17 protein-coding genes and 2 tRNA genes are annotated in these 19,218 nt (G+C 62.4%); 7 read left to right on the top strand and 12 right to left on the bottom strand.

Annotated features, from left to right (window positions below):
* Positions 1-102 precede the first annotated feature (102 nt).
* The 4 genes from yidC to rpmH all read right to left on the bottom strand — a co-directional run bounded on the left by yidC (position 103) and on the right by rpmH (position 2,135).
* Positions 103-1,242 carry a membrane protein insertase YidC gene (yidC, locus tag JDV76_RS02350; protein WP_198735236.1) on the bottom strand — a complete coding sequence of 380 codons (1,140 nt, stop codon included), beginning with the start codon at positions 1,240-1,242 and terminating at the stop codon, positions 103-105.
* A gap of 7 nt (positions 1,243-1,249) precedes the next feature.
* Entirely contained in the window at positions 1,250-1,531 is a 282-nt protein-coding gene (gene yidD, locus JDV76_RS12460) for a membrane protein insertion efficiency factor YidD (RefSeq protein WP_248140757.1), read from the bottom strand.
* Between the two features lie 67 nt (positions 1,532-1,598).
* On the bottom strand, positions 1,599-1,964 hold the full coding sequence (gene rnpA / locus JDV76_RS02340) for a ribonuclease P protein component (RefSeq protein ID WP_198735234.1): 366 nt from the start codon (positions 1,962-1,964) through the stop codon (positions 1,599-1,601).
* A 27-nt stretch (positions 1,965-1,991) separates the two neighbouring features.
* On the bottom strand, positions 1,992-2,135 hold the full coding sequence (gene rpmH, locus JDV76_RS02335) for a 50S ribosomal protein L34 (RefSeq protein ID WP_198735233.1): 144 nt from the start codon (positions 2,133-2,135) through the stop codon (positions 1,992-1,994).
* Between the two features lie 1,028 nt (positions 2,136-3,163).
* Between rpmH and dnaA the strand changes: the two genes are divergently transcribed.
* From dnaA to gyrB, 5 genes are all read left to right on the top strand, one after another.
* Positions 3,164-4,882, top strand: a complete 1,719-nt coding sequence (dnaA, locus tag JDV76_RS02330) for a chromosomal replication initiator protein DnaA (protein WP_198735348.1) — start codon at positions 3,164-3,166, stop codon at positions 4,880-4,882.
* 698 nt (positions 4,883-5,580) lie between these two features.
* Entirely contained in the window at positions 5,581-6,762 is a 1,182-nt protein-coding gene (gene dnaN / locus JDV76_RS02325) for a DNA polymerase III subunit beta (RefSeq protein ID WP_198735232.1), read from the top strand.
* A 51-nt stretch (positions 6,763-6,813) separates the two neighbouring features.
* Entirely contained in the window at positions 6,814-8,034 is a 1,221-nt protein-coding gene (gene recF / locus JDV76_RS02320) for a DNA replication/repair protein RecF (protein WP_198735231.1), read from the top strand.
* Positions 8,021-8,575 (top strand): DciA family protein, encoded by a 555-nt coding sequence (locus tag JDV76_RS02315; protein WP_198735230.1) that lies wholly within the window; start codon positions 8,021-8,023, stop codon positions 8,573-8,575. Before recF ends, JDV76_RS02315 begins: the two co-directional genes overlap by 14 nt.
* 173 nt (positions 8,576-8,748) lie before the next feature.
* A complete protein-coding gene (gene gyrB, locus JDV76_RS02310) occupies positions 8,749-10,830 on the top strand; it encodes a DNA topoisomerase (ATP-hydrolyzing) subunit B (protein ID WP_198735347.1) in 2,082 nt (693 codons plus the stop codon).
* A gap of 104 nt (positions 10,831-10,934) precedes the next feature.
* Here the strand turns inward: gyrB and JDV76_RS02305 are convergent, their stop codons facing one another.
* The 7 genes from JDV76_RS02305 to gyrA form a co-directional block, all read right to left on the bottom strand.
* The gene (locus tag JDV76_RS02305) at positions 10,935-12,335 is read right to left on the bottom strand and encodes an aldehyde dehydrogenase family protein (protein ID WP_198735229.1); all 1,401 of its coding nucleotides are present in this window, start codon (positions 12,333-12,335) and stop codon (positions 10,935-10,937) included.
* Positions 12,336-12,792: 457 nt separating this feature from the next.
* Complete coding sequence (locus tag JDV76_RS02300) at positions 12,793-13,047, bottom strand: FAD-dependent oxidoreductase (protein WP_198735228.1); 255 nt, start codon at positions 13,045-13,047, stop codon at positions 12,793-12,795.
* Positions 13,048-13,276: 229 nt separating this feature from the next.
* Entirely contained in the window at positions 13,277-13,720 is a 444-nt protein-coding gene (locus JDV76_RS02295) for a DUF6918 family protein (RefSeq protein WP_198735227.1), read from the bottom strand.
* A 372-nt stretch (positions 13,721-14,092) separates the two neighbouring features.
* Positions 14,093-14,165 (bottom strand) — tRNA-Ala (locus JDV76_RS02290).
* A 9-nt stretch (positions 14,166-14,174) separates the two neighbouring features.
* Positions 14,175-14,251: transfer RNA gene (locus tag JDV76_RS02285), tRNA-Ile, on the bottom strand.
* A 119-nt stretch (positions 14,252-14,370) separates the two neighbouring features.
* On the bottom strand, positions 14,371-14,715 hold the full coding sequence (locus JDV76_RS02280; protein WP_198735226.1) for a DUF3566 domain-containing protein: 345 nt from the start codon (positions 14,713-14,715) through the stop codon (positions 14,371-14,373).
* On the bottom strand, positions 14,715-17,369 hold the full coding sequence (gyrA, locus tag JDV76_RS02275; RefSeq protein ID WP_198735225.1) for a DNA gyrase subunit A: 2,655 nt from the start codon (positions 17,367-17,369) through the stop codon (positions 14,715-14,717). Before gyrA ends, JDV76_RS02280 begins: the two co-directional genes overlap by 1 nt.
* Before the next feature lie 152 nt (positions 17,370-17,521).
* Here gyrA and JDV76_RS02270 point away from each other — a divergent pair, with 152 nt between their 5' ends.
* Entirely contained in the window at positions 17,522-17,731 is a 210-nt protein-coding gene (locus tag JDV76_RS02270; protein WP_198735224.1) for a CopG family transcriptional regulator, read from the top strand.
* The gene (locus tag JDV76_RS02265) at positions 17,728-18,012 is read left to right on the top strand and encodes a TetR family transcriptional regulator (protein ID WP_232958721.1); all 285 of its coding nucleotides are present in this window, start codon (positions 17,728-17,730) and stop codon (positions 18,010-18,012) included. Before JDV76_RS02270 ends, JDV76_RS02265 begins: the two co-directional genes overlap by 4 nt.
* 113 nt (positions 18,013-18,125) lie before the next feature.
* Here the strand turns inward: JDV76_RS02265 and JDV76_RS02260 are convergent, their stop codons facing one another.
* Positions 18,126-19,088, bottom strand: coding sequence for a hypothetical protein (locus JDV76_RS02260; protein WP_198735223.1), 963 nt, complete (start codon positions 19,086-19,088; stop codon positions 18,126-18,128).
* Positions 19,089-19,218 lie beyond the last annotated feature (130 nt).

The following is a 19,218-nucleotide window of genomic DNA, read 5'->3' as shown; positions in this document are numbered from 1 at the left end:
CCCGCAGGACAGTTCGACGGTGACCACCTAACCCGGAAGCGAAGGAAAACGCCCCACAGGGGATCCTGCGGGGCGTTCTCGCCACGGGGAGAAACGGGGTTTTTACTTCCGCTTCCTCCGGTTCTTATTCTTCTTCGGAGTTGCCGCAGGCCGCTTACCGGGAGACTCCGGTTCCGCGACGGTACCCAATTCAGTGGTGTCGGCAGATTCAACGTCCTCCGGGGTGGAGGGGTCACCGACCACTTTGTCGATGCTCAGGTTTCCCCGTTCACCGGAGCTCCGGCGCTTCTTCTTCGGCGCCTTTTTCGGGTTCTCGGGACGCACACCCGGCTTCGGGGCGGTGGCCCGCTTCGCTTCCTTCTTCGCCTCTTCCTCAGCGGCCTCCTCGCGATCCAATTTCGCGAAGATCCAGCGCTGCTGGAAGAAGGTCCAAATGTTGTTGGCACCCATGTAGCAGAGCAATCCGATGTGCCAAAAGACACCCGTGAAGATGATCATGGCCGGGAAGAACCAGACCATCATCTTATTCATCATTTCCATCTGCGACTGCATCTGGGCATTGCCCATCGCCTTCTGCTTACCGCTCGCGATCCGCTCCCGCTGCCGGGTAATCGACATCTTCGCGTTGAAGTGCGTTGCGACCGCGGTCAGGATGATCAACGGAACCGCGACGAGGATGATGTTCACCCGCGTGAAGTCGATCGGCTGGAATGCCTGGTACATGTCCTCGGGCATGCTGATGTAGGACGAGATCGGAACACCGAAAAGCCGCGCGTCCAGGAAGGACTGGACATCGGTGGGGGCGAAGATGTAGTTCGCTAATTCACGGTTCTGTTCGATGGAAAGTCCGAGCTGACCGGGACCGGAACCTGTCCGGTTGAACGACCGGAGCACGTGGAACAGACCGAAGAACACCGGCATCTGAACGAGAATCGGCAGGCAACCGGCGATCGGATTGACGCCGGCCTCCTTGTTGATGCGCCGGGTCTCCTCCATGATCTTGGTCTGGTCGCCCTTCCAGCGTTCCTTCACCTCGGCGAGCTGGGGCTGCAGTGCCTGCATCTTCATCGAGGACCGCATCTGGTTGAGCATCGGCTTGACCAGGAGAACACGGATAGTGAAAGTCAGGAACACGATCGCCAGGACCCAGGAGACACCGGATCCGGACCCGAAGGGGACACTGAAGACCTTGTGCCAGAACCAGAGAATGGCCGAAATGGGCCAGTAGACAAAATCAAGCACTTTTGAGTCAGGACTCCTTGGTGGTGGTGGGTGTGCAGTACGGGCAGCCGACATGACCCTTCGGTCGCCGCGACCGCGGCGCCGGATCATAACCGCCCGGATGCCAGGGTCCGCACTTGGACAACCGCACGAGCGTGAGCACGATACCGGTGACCGCACCCCGCGCTGAGATGACCTGAAGAGCATAGGCGCTGCAGGTCGGCTCGAAACGGCAGGTGGAACCCATCTTAAGGGGTGATATGTAGTTTTGGTAGAAACGCACCCCGGACCGAAGTACCCGGGAACCGATGGACGGAGTGCCCCGGGACGTCGCCCGTTCTGCGAGCGAACCACAACGCGGACATCGCCCGGTGCGCTCACTCACGGTTACTGCCCCGGAGCTTCCTCAGTGTTTTACGCACATCACGCTCGAGCTCATTCCAGGAAGCGTCCCCGGCACGCGGTAGTGCCCGGATGACGATATCGCAGTCATCGCCGAGCTCCTGGGCCAACGCACCGCAAACATGCCGAAGCCGTCGAGAGGTGCGGTGACGAACCACCGCATTCCCGACGGCCTTGGAAACGATGAGGCCAAACCGGGGTCCACCGCAACGGGCTTCTCCGGGTTCGGCCTGCGTGTGCCGCAGGTGCACGACGACCGTTCTCGAGCTTGCTCGGCGTCCACCACGGATCGTCCGACTGAAGTCGGACGGGGTGGAGAGTCGATGCTCTTTAGGTAACAACCGTGAACCTGCGAACCCAACCGCTGATTAAGCGGTCAGGGAAGCACGGCCCTTGCGACGGCGAGCCGTCACGATGGCGCGACCCGCACGGGTGCGCATACGAGTACGGAAGCCGTGCACGCGTGCGCGACGACGGTTGTTCGGCTGGAACGTCCGCTTGCCCTTGGCCACGGTGAACACTCCTCAAATTAACGGGTGATCAGCACATCGGCCGATACGGGACACCCGGACACCAGAGGGCATCCGTGACCGTGCACCGAAACATACGGAACACGGGCGGTCGCCCTCTTCGCCGGGCACCGAGATACAGGCGCCGGTTGTGCATCTCACCCTACGGTGGATGATTTTTCTGCTGCCCGGGACGCAATCGACGGTGTCGCAGACAGCGACGACCGACCAGGCGAATCCCGAAGCACAACGCAGCGGTGGCGCGGCGGTTGGATCGGCCTGAACGCGACCAACCGGGAAACCCGGGACGTCGGTCCTGCGGCCGTCCGGCTGACCGGCCGGTGCTGCGTGATACGCACCAGGACAGACCGGACACAAGTGTCCACTCTGCGTGATGCGTTGAGACTAGGCCAGATTACGTGCAGGTTGATGGTTCGACAAATCGACACGCCGCCGGAGAAAGCGGAAGGTGAAATGACATTTATGTAGTTATCCCCCATTCCATCCCTCCTCTCTGGCACGTTTTCGCGGGCAGGCACCACCGGAAGCACGGTGCACCGTTGCCTCGGGGGCAACGGCATTCGGTGGACCGTCTGGACACTGATCCACGGGGACAGGTACCAATGACACAGCGATAAAACACAGTCTGTGGATGAATCGAACTGTGAATAACTCTCAACCAGAACTTGAAGATATTCTCTATTTTCGACAAATCTGCAGGTAAAAGTGTCGGAGTAGCCCGATGAAACTGTCCACAGGCAATCCGGTACCCTGTGGAGAACGAGAACCATGAAATGTTGTCCACAGGTGTGGATAACTCTGTGGAACATGCTGGACACCGGCCACATCAAGGTGTGGACGGGTCGGTGGACAATGACAATTCACCATCCACGGCCCTGTGACCAGCACAGGACTCCGGACACGGAGTCATCACCGTTGTTTCCGGGTTCACCGTCTTTGTTTCCCCGGGGACTGCAGGCTACAGAGGTTCGGGCGACGTTCGGCTCAGATCACAGATGACGTACAGAAGGATGACCGTGACGGATACTTCACCCCAGCAGATCTGGGAAAAGGTAGTGACCAAGCTCACTGACCTCGCCGGAAAACCCGGAACCGGAATTCCTCCCCTCGGCCCGATGCAAACCGCGAACCTGCATCTCGTACGGATAGTCGCGCTGGTACCGGGTTTCGCCGTGCTCACAACCCCTCACCTCATCGCGAAGAACATGATCGAGAAGGATTTCGGCGAACCGATTAAGCGAATTCTCTCCGATATCCTCGGTAGTCCACACGGCATCGCCGTCTCCGTCGCGCCCGAAGCCCCCGGAACCAACCCACCGCGCGAGACCCCACACCAAGATCCTTTTCATCGGGAGAATCACCGATTCGTAGATCCCGTCGATCCAGGGCTGGGGCAAGGTTCCACGGGACACTCCGACGGACGTGGTTTCTCCGAACAGCACGAAGCGCCGCACATCCTGCCGGAGAATTCCGATACACCGACGCTTTTCTCGACCGGGTGGCCCCGGAACAACGGCAACCACCCTGATGACCATCTTCTGGCCGGAGTCGGCTCACCGAAGGACACCGGCTACCCTCCCAGCGAGGGTTGGCGGGCCACGGTGGCCCGGGCGACAGAGCACTCCCGGAATCAGCCCCAGCGCGACAGCGGTCAACGGATAGTCCGGGAGAAGGCGGCGAGGAACCCGAACCGGGCGGCCTCACTGAACGAGCGTTACACCTTCGACACATTCGTCACAGGTTCCTCGAACCGTTTCGCCCAAGCCGCCGCCATCGCCGTCGCCGAATCCCCGGCACAGGCATTCAACCCCCTCTTCATCTGGGGTGGCTCAGGATTGGGCAAGACCCATCTCCTCCACGCCGCGGGACACTACTCGCAGGAGCTCCAACCGGATCTCCGCGTCCTCTACGTGTCGAGCGAGGAGTTCACCAACGACTACATCAACTCGGTCCGCGACGACCGCCAGGAATCGTTCAAGCGTCGCTACCGGAATCTCGACATCCTCATGGTCGATGACATCCAGTTCCTGGAAGGGAAGGAAGGAACCCAGGAGGAGTTCTTCCACACATTCAACGCCCTCCATCAGGCCGATAAACAGATCATCCTTTCCTCCGACCGGCCACCCCGGCAGCTGACAACCCTGACCGACCGACTTCGGACCCGGTTCGAGGGTGGACTGATCACCGATGTTCAGCCACCCGACCTCGAAACCCGCATCGCCATCCTCGAGAAAAAGGCCGGTCTCGAGGGCACTGTGGTCTCAAGGGACGTCCTGGAGCTCATCGCATCGCGCTACGAGTCATCAATCCGAGAACTGGAGGGTGCACTCATCCGTGTCACTGCCTTTTCCTCGTTGAATGGGACGAGCATCGACATGGCCACGGCGATGTCCGCGTTGTCGGACATCATGCCCGAGGCCGCAGACATCGAGATAACGGCGAGCACGATCATTGAGGTCACAGCGGAGTACTTCAACATCAGCGTCAAGGAACTGTGTGGCACCGGAAAGGCTCGGCCGATTGCCCGGGCCCGACAGCTGGCCATGTATCTCTGCCGGGAGCTCACGGACCTGTCACTCCCGAAGATCGGCGCAAGCTTCGGCGGCAAGGACCACACGACAGTGATGTACGCGGACCGGAAGATCCGGAAAGAAATGACCGAGAAACACGACACCTACGACCAGATTCAGGAACTTACCCGGATAGTCAAGACCCGCGGACGGTCATAAGATCCCGCCCACCCGGTACCCGGGAGGCACCCTGCTGAGCCGAGGGGTGCCTCCCGTTTCGTCTGTCCGGGTGAGGTCCCGGTCCGGAAGTTGTTCACAAGCATTGTCCACAGCTGTGTAATTCTATTAATGTAATTTAGTGATGCTCGACACATCATGACGGACCCGAACCCCTTTCCCGACCGGGTGGATAACTCACCGGAACCTGTTGATCAACGGCCCCTTGACAGTGGATGACCTGTGGATGAATAGCAGAGGGGCAAAATCATCCACAGGAAGGTCACGTTATCCACAGGAGTCCCACAAATGTGCCCACACCCCGAATCGCCGGGCGGACCATGCCTGATACCCCTGAATCCACAGTTTGCACAGGACTTACTGTTACTCCCATCTTTTCCCTTGGTAGATCTAAAGAAGAAAGAGGGGGTGTGGGAAAACAACACGCCGCCGGTTTCCTCCGGTGCTGGAGCAGCAGAGAAAACCGGAGCGCAGGGCGGGATCATTGTCATTCCAGGTTTCCCGTGAACGGCTCGCCGGGTACGTTGGTTTGTAATCACATGAAGCGATGTCCCGGGTCCGGCCGAACCCGGTCGGTGACAGCGCTCCGGCCTTAGCGAATACCGTTCCGGTCGTCCACCGGAACATGTCCGTCTGTCGCATCGCAGTGTTCGACCACGTTTTGAGGAGCTTCAACGAGCATGGAGTCACAATCAGTGTCATTCCGGGTGTCCAAGGATGACCTGGCGGGAGCAGTAGCCTGGGTGGCACGGAGCCTCCCGAGCAAACCCACTCAGCCGGTCCTCCGCGGCATGCTCATCACGGCCGATGATGAGGGACTCGAGCTCGCCGGGTACGACTACGAGGTTTCTACCCAGGTCCGCATCCCCGCCGAGGTGGCGGAGACCGGACGGGTGGCGGTCGCCGGCAAATTGATCGCCGACATCACCGCCACACTCCCCAACAAACCTGTCGAGATCGAGTTAAGTGGTTCGACGGTCCAGGTGAAATGCGGATCCTCCCGCTTCGAGCTGCCCAGCATCCCACTCGACGACTACCCGCAGCTGCCGAACCTCCCGGAGACCACAGGGACCATCAACCCCAGACTATTCACCGAAGCCGTGACCCAGGTCGCGACCGCAGCAGGCAAAGATGACACACTGCCGATGCTCACGGGCGTACACATGGAGATCAACGGCCCAGAGCTCCTTCTCGTCGCCACCGACCGCTTCCGGATGGCTGTGCGGACCCTTGAATGGAACCCCACGAACACTGATACGGAGGCGAAGCTCCTCATCCCAGCGAAGACCCTGCTCGACAACGCGCGCACCCTGGACGGCGCAAACGAGGACATCGAAATTGCAGTCGGTTCCGGCGCAGCAATCGGCCACGAGGGCCTGTTCGGCGTCCATGCCGACGCACGTCGCACCACGACGCGGCTTCTGGATGCCCAGTTCCCGAACTTCCGGCCACTCCTGCCGAAGACACACAAGGCACTCGCGAGCGTCGAGATCTCGCCCCTGATAGATGCGATTCGCCGTGTCGCGCTGGTCGCCGACCGCAACGCCCAGATCCGGATGGAATTTTCGGAAGGCCAAGTGATTCTCTCGGCGGGAGGTTCAGACGCAGGACACGCTGAGGAGACCCTCCCGTGCGCCTTCACCGGGGCCCCCCTGTTGACCGCCTTCAACGCCGGTTACCTGAAGGATGGTCTCGCGGTGATCCGGACCGAGCGGGTCGTCTTTGGCTTCACCGATCCGTCCCGTCCGGCGATTCTGATCCCGGAACCCGATGACCTGCCCGAGGCCGACGAGGAGGGGACCTTCTCCACCCCGGACACCGATTTCACGTATCTCCTGATGCCGGTCCGTCTCCCGGGTTAAGATCCACCGGAATCATCGGGAACTAGCGGGTGAAGGGGTGAAAGGCGAAGAGTGCACATCCGTACCCTCACCCTGCGTGATTTCCGCTCCTGGCCGACTCTCTCCCTGGACCTGCACCCCGGCGTCACCGTTCTCGTCGGGCGTAATGGACACGGCAAGACAAATATCGTCGAGGCTGTTGGATACCTCGCACATCTTGGGTCCCACCGGGTCGCCAACGATGCTCCATTAGTAAGATCCGGGGCCCACGACGCAAGAATCTCCACTGTGGCCGTCAACGGTGGTCGTGAACTCGCCGCCCATTTGCTCATCAAACCGAAGGGTGGAAATCTCGCGCAGCTGAACCGGACCCGTCTCGAATCCCCACGGGGTCTTCTCGGGGTGGTCAAGACCGTGCTCTTCGCGCCTGAGGACATCTCCCTGGTGCGAGGCGAGCCGGCGGAACGGCGCCGGTATCTCGATGAGGTGCTCGCGACAAGATACCCCAGGATCGCTGGAGTCAAGGCCGATTACGACAAGGTTCTCCGACAACGTAACGCACTCCTCCGGTCTGCATCGGGGGCCTTGCGGCGGGGTTACGACAGCGAGGACGGGGCGGCGGCGCTCTCCACGCTCGATATCTGGGACGGTCAGCTGGCGGCATTCGGCGGTCAACTGACCGCCGCCAGAACCGCGCTGGTCACTGAGTTGTCCGAGCACGTGACCACCGCGTACGCGATCATCGCACCGGAGTCGAGACCGCCCCGTCTCAGTTACCGAAGCAGTATCACGACGGCACCGGATAACTGTTGTGATGCCGATGTCCTGGAGGCCGCGATGCTGTCCGACCTGGCGCACAACCGGACGAGGGAGATTGAACGGGGACTGTCACTCGTCGGTCCCCACCGCGATGATCTGGATCTCATGCTCGGTGATGAACCGGCCCGCGGATTCGCGAGCCACGGGGAAACCTGGTCGTATGCCTTGGCTCTACGGCTCGGTGTCTTCTCGTTGTTCAGGGAAGACGGAACGGATCCCATACTGATCCTGGACGATGTCTTCGCGGAACTCGATGCCGCCCGGAGGGAGGCGCTCATCCAGATCGCCCTGACGGCGGAACAGGTGCTCATCACGGCTGCCGTCGACGGCGATTTGCCGGCCAAACTGAATACTTCGGGTGCCCGTATCCACCGTGTCTCGATGATCACTGACGAATCCGGACGATATTCGGTTCTCGGCGTCCCGGAGCCCGGGTCGGGGGTCTCCGGGGAGGACGGCAATGACGGCTCCTGAGGAACGGGCAGATTCCGTCACCGCGGCTTATGAACACATCCGGGCAGTCGCGCGGAAACGGGGGAGCAGACTACCTGAGGCGGGCATCGGAACCCGCGGATCCGCCCGCCGACCGGCGGGCGGGGTATCTCCATCACGGCGGATCGGCCGCCCGTCCGGCCCGGACGGGCGGGCCGTGGTCCGCACTGACAACACCGAATCCATCGGATCCGTGCTCGGCGACGAGATCAGACGTCGGGGCTGGGGTCGCCCCATGGCTGGCGGCTGGGTGAAGGCCAATTGGGACATCCTCGTTGGGGAGCAGATCGCCCAGCACAGTCAGGTCCAGATGTTGAAGGACAAGCAGTTGTTCATCACGTGTGATTCGACGGCCTGGGCCACGAATCTTCGCTTGATGCAGCGGAAGATCCTGCAGGTCATCTCCGAGAAGGTCGGGCCCGACGTGATCGCCGAATTGAAGGTATTCGGACCCTCCCAACCGAGCTGGCGAAAGGGGCCGCTGCACGTGAAGGGCCGTGGTCCCCGGGACACCTACGGCTAGTCAAAAAGTGAGTTGAGTCATATTGGATGGCGACCTGGGGATTCGTGTTTTTCCTGGGGTGTGAGGCCGTCTGACGCCTGTAAAGCCTTGTTCGGTAGGTACCCCTGACCGTGTAGGATAAAAAGGTCCAGATACAACTTCAGCGAGGAGCCCAGGACACCGTGGCAGACACCGTGGCAGCAACCGAACACCACTACGACGCTTCATCTATCACGATCCTCGAGGGTCTGGAAGCGGTTCGTAAGCGGCCCGGCATGTACATCGGTTCTACCGGTGAACGCGGGCTGCACCACCTCGTGTGGGAGGTTGTCGATAACTCCGTCGACGAGGCGATGGCCGGTTACGCCACCCGGGTCGATGTCACTCTTCTCGCGGATGGCGGTGTCCAGGTCGTCGACAACGGCCGCGGTATCCCCGTCGAGATGCATCCCTCCGGTATGCCCACGGTCCAGGTCGTCATGACCCAGCTCCACGCCGGCGGCAAGTTCGACTCCGAGTCCTATGCGGTCTCCGGTGGTCTCCACGGCGTCGGCATCTCCGTCGTCAACGCCCTGTCAACCCGTGTCGAGGCCGACATCAAGCGGGAGGGACACCACTGGTTCCAGAATTTCAACCAGGCCGTGCCCGAGGAACTTCAGCAGGGTGGCCGTGCCCGAGGAACAGGTACCACGGTACGGTTCTGGCCGGACGCCGAGATTTTCGAGACCACCGAGTTCAAGTTCGAGACCATCGCCCGCCGCCTGCAGGAGATGGCGTTCCTGAACAAGGGACTCACCATCACCCTCACCGACCAGCGCGTTACCGAAGAGCAGGCCGAGCTCGACGAGATCGCCGAGAAGGGCGTGGACGAGGCTGAACCGCTGACCGGCGATTCCTTCGACGAGGCCGAGATTGCCGCCAAGGAAGCGGAGGCGGCAGAAGCAGCGGAAGCCGTAGCCGCCGGGAAGAAGGTGAAGAAGAAGGTCAAGACCCGGACGTACCACTATCCCGAGGGTCTGAAGGACTACGTCAACGCACTGAACAAGTCGAAGACCCCGATCCACCCGACCATCGTCGCTTTCGAAGCTAAGGCGGATGAGCACGAGGTCGAGATCGCGATGCAGTGGAACAGCGGGTATCAGCAGAACGTGCACACCTTCGCCAACACGATCAACACCATCGAGGGTGGTTCCCACGAGGAGGGCTTCCGTGCGGCGCTGACGACCCTGCTCAACCGGTACGCGCGCGAGCACAAGCTGCTCAAAGAGAAGGAACCCAACCTCGCCGGCGAAGACTGCCGGGAGGGTCTCGCGGCCGTGGTCTCCGTCCGCGTCGCCGATCCTCAGTTCGAGGGCCAGACGAAGACCAAGCTCGGTAACACCGAGGTCAAGGGCTTCGTGCAGCGCATGGTCAACGAGAATGTCACCCACTGGCTGGAGGCGAACCCCGCCGAGGCCAAGGCTATCGTCAACAAGGCGGTATCTTCCGCGCATGCCCGCCTCGCGGCCCGCAAGGCCCGTGAACTGGTGCGCCGGAAGTCCAGCTCCGACATGGGCGGTCTCCCCGGGAAGCTCGCCGACTGCCGCTCCAAGGACCCGCGCAAGTCCGAGCTCTACATCGTGGAGGGTGACTCCGCAGGTGGTTCCGCGAAGAGCGGTCGCGAGTCGATGTTCCAGGCTATCCTGCCGCTGCGCGGCAAGATCCTCAACGTGGAGAAGGCCCGCCTCGACAAGGTCCTGAAGAACAATGAGGTACAGGCGATCATTACGGCGCTTGGTACCGGCATCCACGACGAGTTCGACATCTCGAAGCTCCGCTACCACAAAATTGTGCTTATGGCCGACGCCGACGTCGACGGTCAGCACATCTCGACTCTGCTGCTGACCCTACTGTTCCGTTTCATGCCGGATCTGATCCGGGATGGGTACGTATTCCTCGCGCAGCCGCCGCTGTACAAACTGAAGTGGTCGAAGGGTGGCCCGACGTTCGCGTACACCGACGAACAGCGTGACCGCCAGCTCGAGGAGGGACTCGCGACGGGCAAGAAGATCAACAAGGATGATGGCATCCAGCGGTACAAGGGTCTCGGTGAGATGGACGCCAAGGAGCTGTGGGAAACCACCATGGACCCCTCCGTCCGGACCCTGCGCAAGGTGACCATGGATGATGCTCAGGCGGCCGATGAGCTGTTCTCCATCCTCATGGGTGACGACGTCGTCGCACGCCGGTCCTTCATCACTCGTAACGCCAAGGATGTCCGCTTCCTGGACGTCTAGGGCCTGTTGTGGACCTGACGGTCCGTGGGTTGACAGGTAGAGACAAGAGCACCGCACCCGGAATCTTCCGGGTGCGGTGCTCTTGTTCGTGTCCGGTGCACGGATCAGTTCATGATGACCTGCGGGACACTGAGGCCCTTCAATCCCTGGATACCGAACTCGATACCGAAACCCGATTCCTTGATGCCACCGAAGGGGACTCGCGGATCGATGGCGCCGTGGTTGTTGATCCACACCGTTCCAGCCTGAATCCTCCGTGCGACCTCACGGGCGGCATTCAGATCGGAGGACCACACGGAACCGCCGAGACCGACGGGTGAGTCGTTGGCCATGCGCACGGCCTCGTCGACATCCGAGTAGCGCACGATAGGTAGCGCGGGACCGAACTGCTCGGTGGTGACCAGCTCGTTGTCCGGATCGATGTCGGCGACGATCGTGGTGGGGTAGAAGTTCCCGGGCTGCTCCGGTTTGGGGTTCCCCCCGAGGACGATCCGGGCTCCACTGTCGCGGGCGGCCTCGACGAGTCCGGCGACGATGTCGTATTGCGCCCGGTTCTGCAGCGGGCCCAGCACGTTGTTCTCATCGAGCCCGACACCCATTGGCATCTGTCGTGCAACGGCGACCAGGTTTTCCACCACGGCGTCGTAGATGTCCTCGTGGACGTAGAGTCGCTTGAGGGCGGCACAGGTCTGACCCGTGTTGATGAATGCGCCCCAGAACAGGCCCTCGGCGATCGCCTCGGGGTCCGCGTCGGGGAGCACGATACCGGCGTCGTTGCCGCCGAGCTCAAGAGTCAGACGCGTGAGGTTGTCCGCAGCGGACCGCATGATCGCCTTGCCGGTGGGGGTGGAGCCGGTGAACATGATCTTGTCGATGTCCGGGTGCGCGCTCAGTGCGGCGCCGACCTCACCGCCACCGGTGACGATGCGGAAGACATCGTCCGGGAGGACGGAGTTCACGACGTGAGCCAGTGCAAGGACTGACAGGGGGGTGTTCTCGGAGGGTTTCATGACGACGGTGTTCCCCATCCGGAGGGCTGGGGTGAACTGCCAGACGGCGATCATCATGGGCCAGTTCCACGGTCCGATGGCGCCGACGACGCCGATGGGACGGTACTCCAGTACGGCGTGCTTCTCGCCGTCATCGACGATCACCTCGGGTTCCAGGGGTAGCGCTGCAGTGGTGCGGAGCCATGCGACACATCCACCCACCTCGAAACGGGCGTTGGGTCCGTTCAACGGTTTGCCCTGTTCCCGGGAGAGCAGCACCGCGAGTTCCTCGGCGTGGCGCTCGATCGCGTCCGCGGCGGCGTTGAGCAGTTCACACCGCTTCTCATCCCCGAGAGCGGCCCAGGCCGGCTGTGCGGCGCGTGCCGCGGAGACCGCTTCCTCCAGGATTGCGACGTCTCCCGCCGGTGCATGGGCGATGAGCTCTCCCGTGGCGGGGTCGTGGACGGGCGTGCCTGAGTCGGCGGAGATGGTGGACAACAGATCAGCGTCGCTCATGGGCTCGCTCTCCTTATGGTTGATGTCATACTGTCACTATAGTGTGATCTACAACACTAGTATGGTATTGTCCGAGAGTCGAATGAGTTGTGTCAGCGCGCCGGGATGACTCCGGTAGACAGGGCTGTTGCGTGCCGTCGACGAGCTTGAAGCGCAAGGTTTGCTCGTTGACGAGGGAGAGGCGGTTGTCGTAGAGTGCAGCCCTCTGCTTCGCCATTTGCGCGGATCCCTCGTAGGGATTGCCGATACACCCGCCCGACCAGTATCCGTCGCAGGGCCCCGCTCCTCACGAGTGAATTCGTCTGTGTACACCGCGTCCATGACGCTGGCTTCATCGGCTCGGCGGAACTTCTCCTTCGGCTCCTCGCGCGTGGGGAATCCGCCGGCGAGGATCACAAGCGGGCGGTAGGGCTGGGGGAAGAAGTCTCGTGAGTTTTCGAAGATCTCCGCCATCGGCCTAGGTGCGAACACCGATCCGGCCGCGCGCTTCGTGGATGACGACCTCAATACCGGCTGGCTCGAGTTCACGGGCTGCGGAGAGCCCGGCGAAGCCGGCGCCGATCACGATGACCTTGTGCCGTCCGTCGGCGGTGTATCCGGTGGTATTTGTGGCTCGGGTTTTCAGTGCTGAGTGGCCGTGGGATGTGGGGCGGGTATCGCGACGTGATCCACGCCGGTCGTCCAACTCCCGTCCGGGCGGGCGCTGGGCCATATGATCCCCTGGATGGGAAATATGTGGCACCAGCGTATCGGGTGGAACACATGTCTGGGTTGTGTGTGGCGCTGCAGGTTTGGTGTATGACGCAGGACCCGTCCATGTGGCGGCCTCTGGATGTCGGAGGATCCGGGAATGAACGGACGCGCACATGCCCTGTTCAGCACCGATGAATCAGAGAAAGCCCCCGGTCCGGAGGCGGGATCGGGGGCTTCAGCGGGAGATGTCAGGCGGCGTGCTTCTCGATGACGGCGCCGAGACCACCGAGGTGATCGTTGATGATGCCGGTCAGTTTTCCCCTTACCGAGGAGTAGACCTTGGCCACGGCGGGCTGGTCGATGTTGTCCGCGTTGCGGTCCGCGACGGCGAGAATCGAGTCGGTTACTTCCGCACGGTGCGCCTCGAGGTAGTCGCCGAATCCGGAGTGTGTGCCGTTCTCGCGGTAGTTCCGCCAGTGCGGGTCGAGGGCGTCGCTGAACTCGGGGAGGAGGCGGTTGACGCCCTTGGAGATGACGTTCTGGTCCGCCTTGCGGGCCGCTTTGACGGCCCCCTTGATGGCCATACCCGTGAACCCGGACAGGCCGGCGACAGAGGATTCGATGAAGGCCGCCATGTCGCTGACGACGGCGTCCCGGTTGGCTCCTGTGAGTGTGGACTTGAGATCGGTCATCGGTGGTTCGTCATCCTCTGGTGTTCGTCGGGTGTATCAGGGTTTCTGTGTTCACCTTACCGTGTCCCGGTGTCTGTCTCGCCCCGGATGCTGCGTCGTCTGCGGCTGCGGGCCTGAAGACGACGCAGGCGCTCCCGGGTTCATCGTCCCTTCGAAAGATGAACCCGGGAGCGCCTGTCCCTGGTGTTGCGACTCTTCCGCCACAGCCAACAAACATCAGAAGTTAACTGTAGTCACAACAGTCACAAATGTTACACGCATCGGCGATATTCGCCTAGTCTTTGCCGCTTTTACCGTCGTGGGTGCCGCAAAAGCCATAAAACGAGAAAACACCGGCTCAGTCAGTGACTGAACCGGCGATACGTTCCCTTGTGGAGCATAGGAGAATCGAACTCCTGACCTCCTGCTTGCAAAGCAGGTGCTCTACCAATTGAGCTAATGCCCCAAGTTCTGTTGGTGGGCCTAACAGGAATCGAACCTGTGACCTCTTCGTTATCAGCGAAGCGCTCTAACCGACTGAGCTATAGGCCCTTGGAACGAGACTGAACTTTACCCAGCCCGCTCCATCAAAAGCAAATCACCAGGTGAAAATGATTTTTCAGGGTCTTGCCGGGTACGGATCCGTACCCGGCGGCCCCAGAGTCAGTGGATCAGTAGTCGCCCTCGGTGAGGGTGATCACGACACCGCCGAAGAGTTCGACCATCCCGTTGTAGATCACGGCGGTCAGCGGGGCGAGGATCGTCACCGCGATCGCGGTGATAGCCCCGAGGAGACTGGCCACGGACAGAACCGTGCCGAAGGTGATGACATCACTGCCGCCGACGCCTGTCACGATGCTGTTCAGCTTCGCCCAGAACCCGAACTGCTCGAGCCCGTAGTACAGGAGGGTGACACACAGGATCCACGCGGCTAGTGCCGCCAGTGATAGAGCTAGTGCGGTTCGGAACGCCGACAGGGGGGAGACCCGTGTGACGGTCACTTCCTGGATGTGCATCACTCATCCCCGTTCTCGTCGTCAGTGGCGTTCCCGTCGAGGGGGACACCATTGGCGTCAAGATTAGCGCTTCCACCGCGACGAACGCCGGGAATGTCGTCCGTGCCCGTCTCCTTGCCGAGGTCCAGGGTGGGGCCCTGGGCGGCACCGGTGGCGACGGCCTCCGCCGTCTCCTCGCCCTCGTGTTCGACGTTGCGGTCGATGGCGAGCAGCTCGACACCCTTCTCGAGGTTGACCAGCCGCACGCCCATCGTCTGTCGGGAGGAGGGCCGGATCTGGCCGACCTCCGTGCGGATGACCCCGCCCGCGGAGGTGATGGCGAAGATCTGATCGTCGTCATCCACCGACAGGGCACCGATGAGCTTGCCGCGCTTCGGCGTGTACTTGAACGTCGCGACACCGAGGCCACCGCGGCCCTTCGTGGGGTACTCCTCCATCGCTGTGCGCTTGCCGTAACCACCGGAGGTGGCCACCAGCAGGTAGTCGCCCGTGCCGACGACACACATCGCGAGCAGCTTGTCCTCGCCACGGAACCGCATGCCCTTCACACCGGCGGTCGCACGGCCCATCGGGCGCAGCGTCTCATCATCGGCGGTGAACCGCATGGCCTGGCCCTCCTCGGAGATGAGCAGCAGGTCATCCTCACTGGAGCACAGCGAGGCGCCGATGAGGGAGTCACCCTCGTTGAGGTTAATGGCGATCAGGCCACCGGAGCGGACGGAGTCGTAGTCCGCGAGCCGGGATTTCTTGACCCGGCCGTGCGCGGTGGCGAGTACCAGGTATTCGGCGTCGTCGTAGCCCTGGATCTGGATTACCTGGGCGATCTGTTCACCGGGCTGGAACTCCAGGAGATTCGCGACGTGCTGGCCGCGGGCCGTCCGGGAGGCCTCGGGCAGTTCGTAGGCTTTGAGCCGGTACACGCGGCCGTAGTTGGTGAAGAACAGGATCCAGTCGTGGGTGGAGCACACGAAGAAGTGGCGAACGACATCATCGCTCTTCAGCTCCGCGCCGCGGACACCCTTGCCGCCGCGCTTCTGGTTGCGGTAGGCGTCGACCTTCGTGCGCTTGGCGTAGCCGGTGGAGGTGATCGTGGCCACGACGTTTTCGCGGGCGATCAGGTCCTCCTCGGTGACGTCGCCGGTGGCGCCGATGATCTGGGTGCGACGCTCGTCGCCGTACTTCTCGACGATCTCGGCGAGCTCGTCCCGGACGATCGCGCGCTGCCGTTCGGGGCGGGCGAGAATGTCCTTGTAGTCGGCGATGATCTCCTCGATCTCGGCCAGCCGGTCGACGATCTTCTGCCGTTCCAGGGCGGCGAGTCTGCGAAGCTGCATCGCGAGAATCGCATCGGCCTGGATCTCGTCGATGTCGAGGAGATCGATGAGACCGTTCCGGGCGATGTCGACGGTCGCCGACGCCCGGATCAGGGCGATGACCTCATCGAGCATGTCGAGTGCCTTGACGAGGCCACGCAGGATGTGGGCCTCTTTTTCAGCCTCATCCAACAGGTACTGGGTGCGGCGGATGATGACGTCGACCTGGTGCGCGATGTAGTGGCGCAGCATCTGGTCCAGGCGCAGGGTGCGCGGCACCCCGTCGACGATGGAGAGCATGTTCACGCCGAAGCTGGACTGCAGTTGGGAATGCTTGAACAGGTTGTTCAGCACGACGCGCGGCACCGCGTCCCGCTTCAGGGTGACTACGATGCGCAGGCCGACGCGGTCGGAGGACTCGTCGTCGATCCGGGAGATACCGGCTATCTTGCCCTGGTTCGCCTGTTCGGCGATGTTGAGCACCAGGTTGTCCTTGTTGACTTGGTACGGCAACTCGGTGATCACGATGATCTGCCGGTTACCGTCCTCCTCGATCGTGGTCACACCGCGCATGCGGATCGAGCCACGGCCCGTGGTGTAGGCGTCTTTGATGCCCTGGTCACCGACAATGAGACCGGCGGTGGGGAAATCAGGGCCCTTGACGTACCTCATGCACGCCTCGAGTGTGGTTGCCTCGTCGGCCTCGTAGTTCTCCAGCATCCAGAAGATCGCTTCACCGAGTTCGGTGAGGTTGTGCGGTGGGATATTGGTGGCCATGCCGACGGCGATACCGCCGGAGCCGTTCATCAGGAGGTTGGGGACCCGGGATGGCAGGATCACGGGCTCGAGGTTCTTGCCATCGTAGTTCGGCTGGAAGTCGACCGTGTTGGAACGGATGTCACGCACCATCTGCATCGCCAGCGGGGTCAGGCGGCACTCGGTGTAACGCATGGCGGCCGCGCCGTCGTTGCCGCGGGAACCGAAGTTACCCTGGCCGTCGATGAGCGGGTAGCGCATCGACCAGGGTTGGGCCATGCGGACCAGGGTGTCGTAGATCGCGGAGTCGCCGTGCGGGTGGTAGTTACCCATGGTCTCCGCGACGGGTTTCGCGGACTTCACGTAGGAGCGGTCGGGCCGGAAGCCGCTGTCATACATCGCGTAGAGCAGTCGTCGGTGCACGGGCTTTAGCCCGTCGCGCACCTCGGGCAGGGCACGGCCGACGATGACCGACATCGCGTAGTCGATGTAGCTGCGCTGCATCTCCTCACCGATGTCGATCGGATGGATCCTGTCGAACAGGAGTTCACCGCCGTCATTACCGCCGGAGTTGTCGTCGCTCACGGGTCACCTAATTTCCGTCTAGCAGGTTGATAAAGGTCTTGATCTCAACCATTCTAACCCGCTGAAGTCCGCAAACGGGCTCTCAACGCCACTAGGTCAGGATAAACCCCATGAGTGGTACCAAATTGGTATCAACGGAGTAGTCTCGGATCATGGCCATGACACTCCGCCTCACCGATGCCCAGGACCGGGCCCTCACACTCCTTGCCCAGGCACAGGGCACCAGCAAACAGGAGGCCGCGACACGGGCGATCGTCGCGACCGCGGCCCGGGTGCTCGCCGATGCCGAGGTCGCCGAACTGGCGCGGACCGTGGTCAGCGGCTACGCAGCGACCGAGCACAGACTCAGGTACGGCCGGTGAACCCTGCTCCACGGGTCCGCCCGCTCACCTCGGAACAGCTCCTCATCATCGCGGATGAGGTCGCCGCAGTGCACCGCGTCCGCGTCCGCGACCACGCCCTGCTCGCCGGTGCCGCCGCCGTGACCTCAGCCAGCTACCTGGGGATCCCCGTGCACCGGGACGTCCGCTCCGCTGCGGCGGCACTGTCCGAGGCGATCATCCGACTGGCGCCACTCGACGGTGCGAACGACATCTTCGCCGATGCAGCTGCGGAAATCCTGCGGCGGATCAACGCGCGCTGAATCCATGCACCCCGTCGCACCGCCCCGTGCCTCGGCGACGAGGGGAATGAAAAAGGTCCTGCGGACCCGGAAAACCGAGATCCGCGGGACCTGGGAACGGTCGTGACCGTGGGTCAGCTGTCGCTCTTCTTCTCTTCTGCAGCCTTCTTGACGTCATCCGCCATGTCCTTCGCGGCGTCGGCCGCATCGGCGGCGACGGCCTCGGTGACGGTTTCCGCGTCTTCGGCGAGGGTCTGGACCGCATCAGCGGCATCTTCGACCCCGTCGCGGGTCTTGTCCGCGATGTCCCCGGCCTTGTCGGCCACCTCTTCGGCGATTTCGTCCGCACTGCCCTGGACCTCGTCTGCGATCTCCTGCGCCTTGTCGGCGACGGCGTCGGTGACGGAATCATCGTCGAAGGCATCGTCCGCCTTGTCGAGGAGTGCGTCCGCCTTGGCGCGGGCCTCCGCGAGACGTTCTCCGGCACGGGCGGTCGCCTCCGATGCGGTGGCCGCCGCCTTGTCGGCGACGGCGTCAGCGGATTCCGCAGCGTGATCCCGCACATTCGGGGGCGTCGTTCCCGGCTTGTCGGCCCGGCTACGCAGCCAGTAGATGATCCCCGCGACAGTCGAGACCAGGAGCGCGAGAAGCGTGAGATTGGCCAACCGGCCACGGCCGTCCCCACCACCGCAGCGGCTGGTCAGACACTTCCGGCGATTGATCTTCTTCTCCGCCTTCTTCCGGGCCTTCTCCGCGGCCTTCCGAGCCTTCTTCATCCGTCGGCCACCTTTCTTCTCGATGTCCTGGGTCAGATCCGCGCCCTTCTCCTCCGCTTGCTGGCGGAGCTTCTCCAGCCGGTGGCGGGACTCCCTGAGCAGGGCACCGGCCTGGGCCTGGGACTCCTCAGCCAAGGATCCAGCCTTCTCGCTGAGGTCGTCACGGACCTGGCTGATCGCCTTGCGACGCTCCGCGAAGTCGTTCGCTTTCGCGACGAGATCGTCGTAGCTGTCGGCTTGGTGGCGGGTGCGGTAGTCACGGGCGGAGCCGAAGGCCTGCCGACCGAGTTTGTACGCCATACGGATGGTCGAGGGGTTCACGCGCTTCTCCTTGGTTGAGAGGTGTAGTGCCCCAGTCGAGCTACCGCAGTCGAACAGGCGGGGGTGACCCGTGACTGTACAACCGAAGATACTCGTCGGGCTGTGGTGTAACTAGCGTAACTCCGGACGG

This window comes from Corynebacterium marambiense, assembly GCF_016342275.1.
Classification (GTDB): Bacteria; Actinomycetota; Actinomycetes; order Mycobacteriales; family Mycobacteriaceae; genus Corynebacterium; species Corynebacterium marambiense.
This window is presented reverse-complemented; position numbering and strand designations above follow the sequence as displayed.

Excerpts from the sequence above, each read along its gene's own strand:
- dnaN (WP_198735232.1), top strand. The coding sequence starts at position 5,581 with ATGGAGTCACAATCAGTGTCATTCCGGGTGTCCAAGGATGACCTGGCG.
- JDV76_RS02270 (WP_198735224.1), top strand. The coding sequence starts at position 17,522 with ATGGCCATGACACTCCGCCTCACCGATGCCCAGGACCGGGCCCTCACA.
- JDV76_RS02300 (WP_198735228.1), bottom strand. The coding sequence starts at position 13,047 with ATGGCCCAGCGCCCGCCCGGACGGGAGTTGGACGACCGGCGTGGATCA.
- JDV76_RS02295 (WP_198735227.1), bottom strand. The coding sequence starts at position 13,720 with ATGACCGATCTCAAGTCCACACTCACAGGAGCCAACCGGGACGCCGTC.
- JDV76_RS02315 (WP_198735230.1), top strand. The coding sequence starts at position 8,021 with ATGACGGCTCCTGAGGAACGGGCAGATTCCGTCACCGCGGCTTATGAA.
- JDV76_RS02305 (WP_198735229.1), bottom strand. The coding sequence starts at position 12,335 with ATGAGCGACGCTGATCTGTTGTCCACCATCTCCGCCGACTCAGGCACG.
- dnaA (WP_198735348.1), top strand. The coding sequence starts at position 3,164 with ATGACCGTGACGGATACTTCACCCCAGCAGATCTGGGAAAAGGTAGTG.
- JDV76_RS02280 (WP_198735226.1), bottom strand. The coding sequence starts at position 14,715 with ATGCACATCCAGGAAGTGACCGTCACACGGGTCTCCCCCCTGTCGGCG.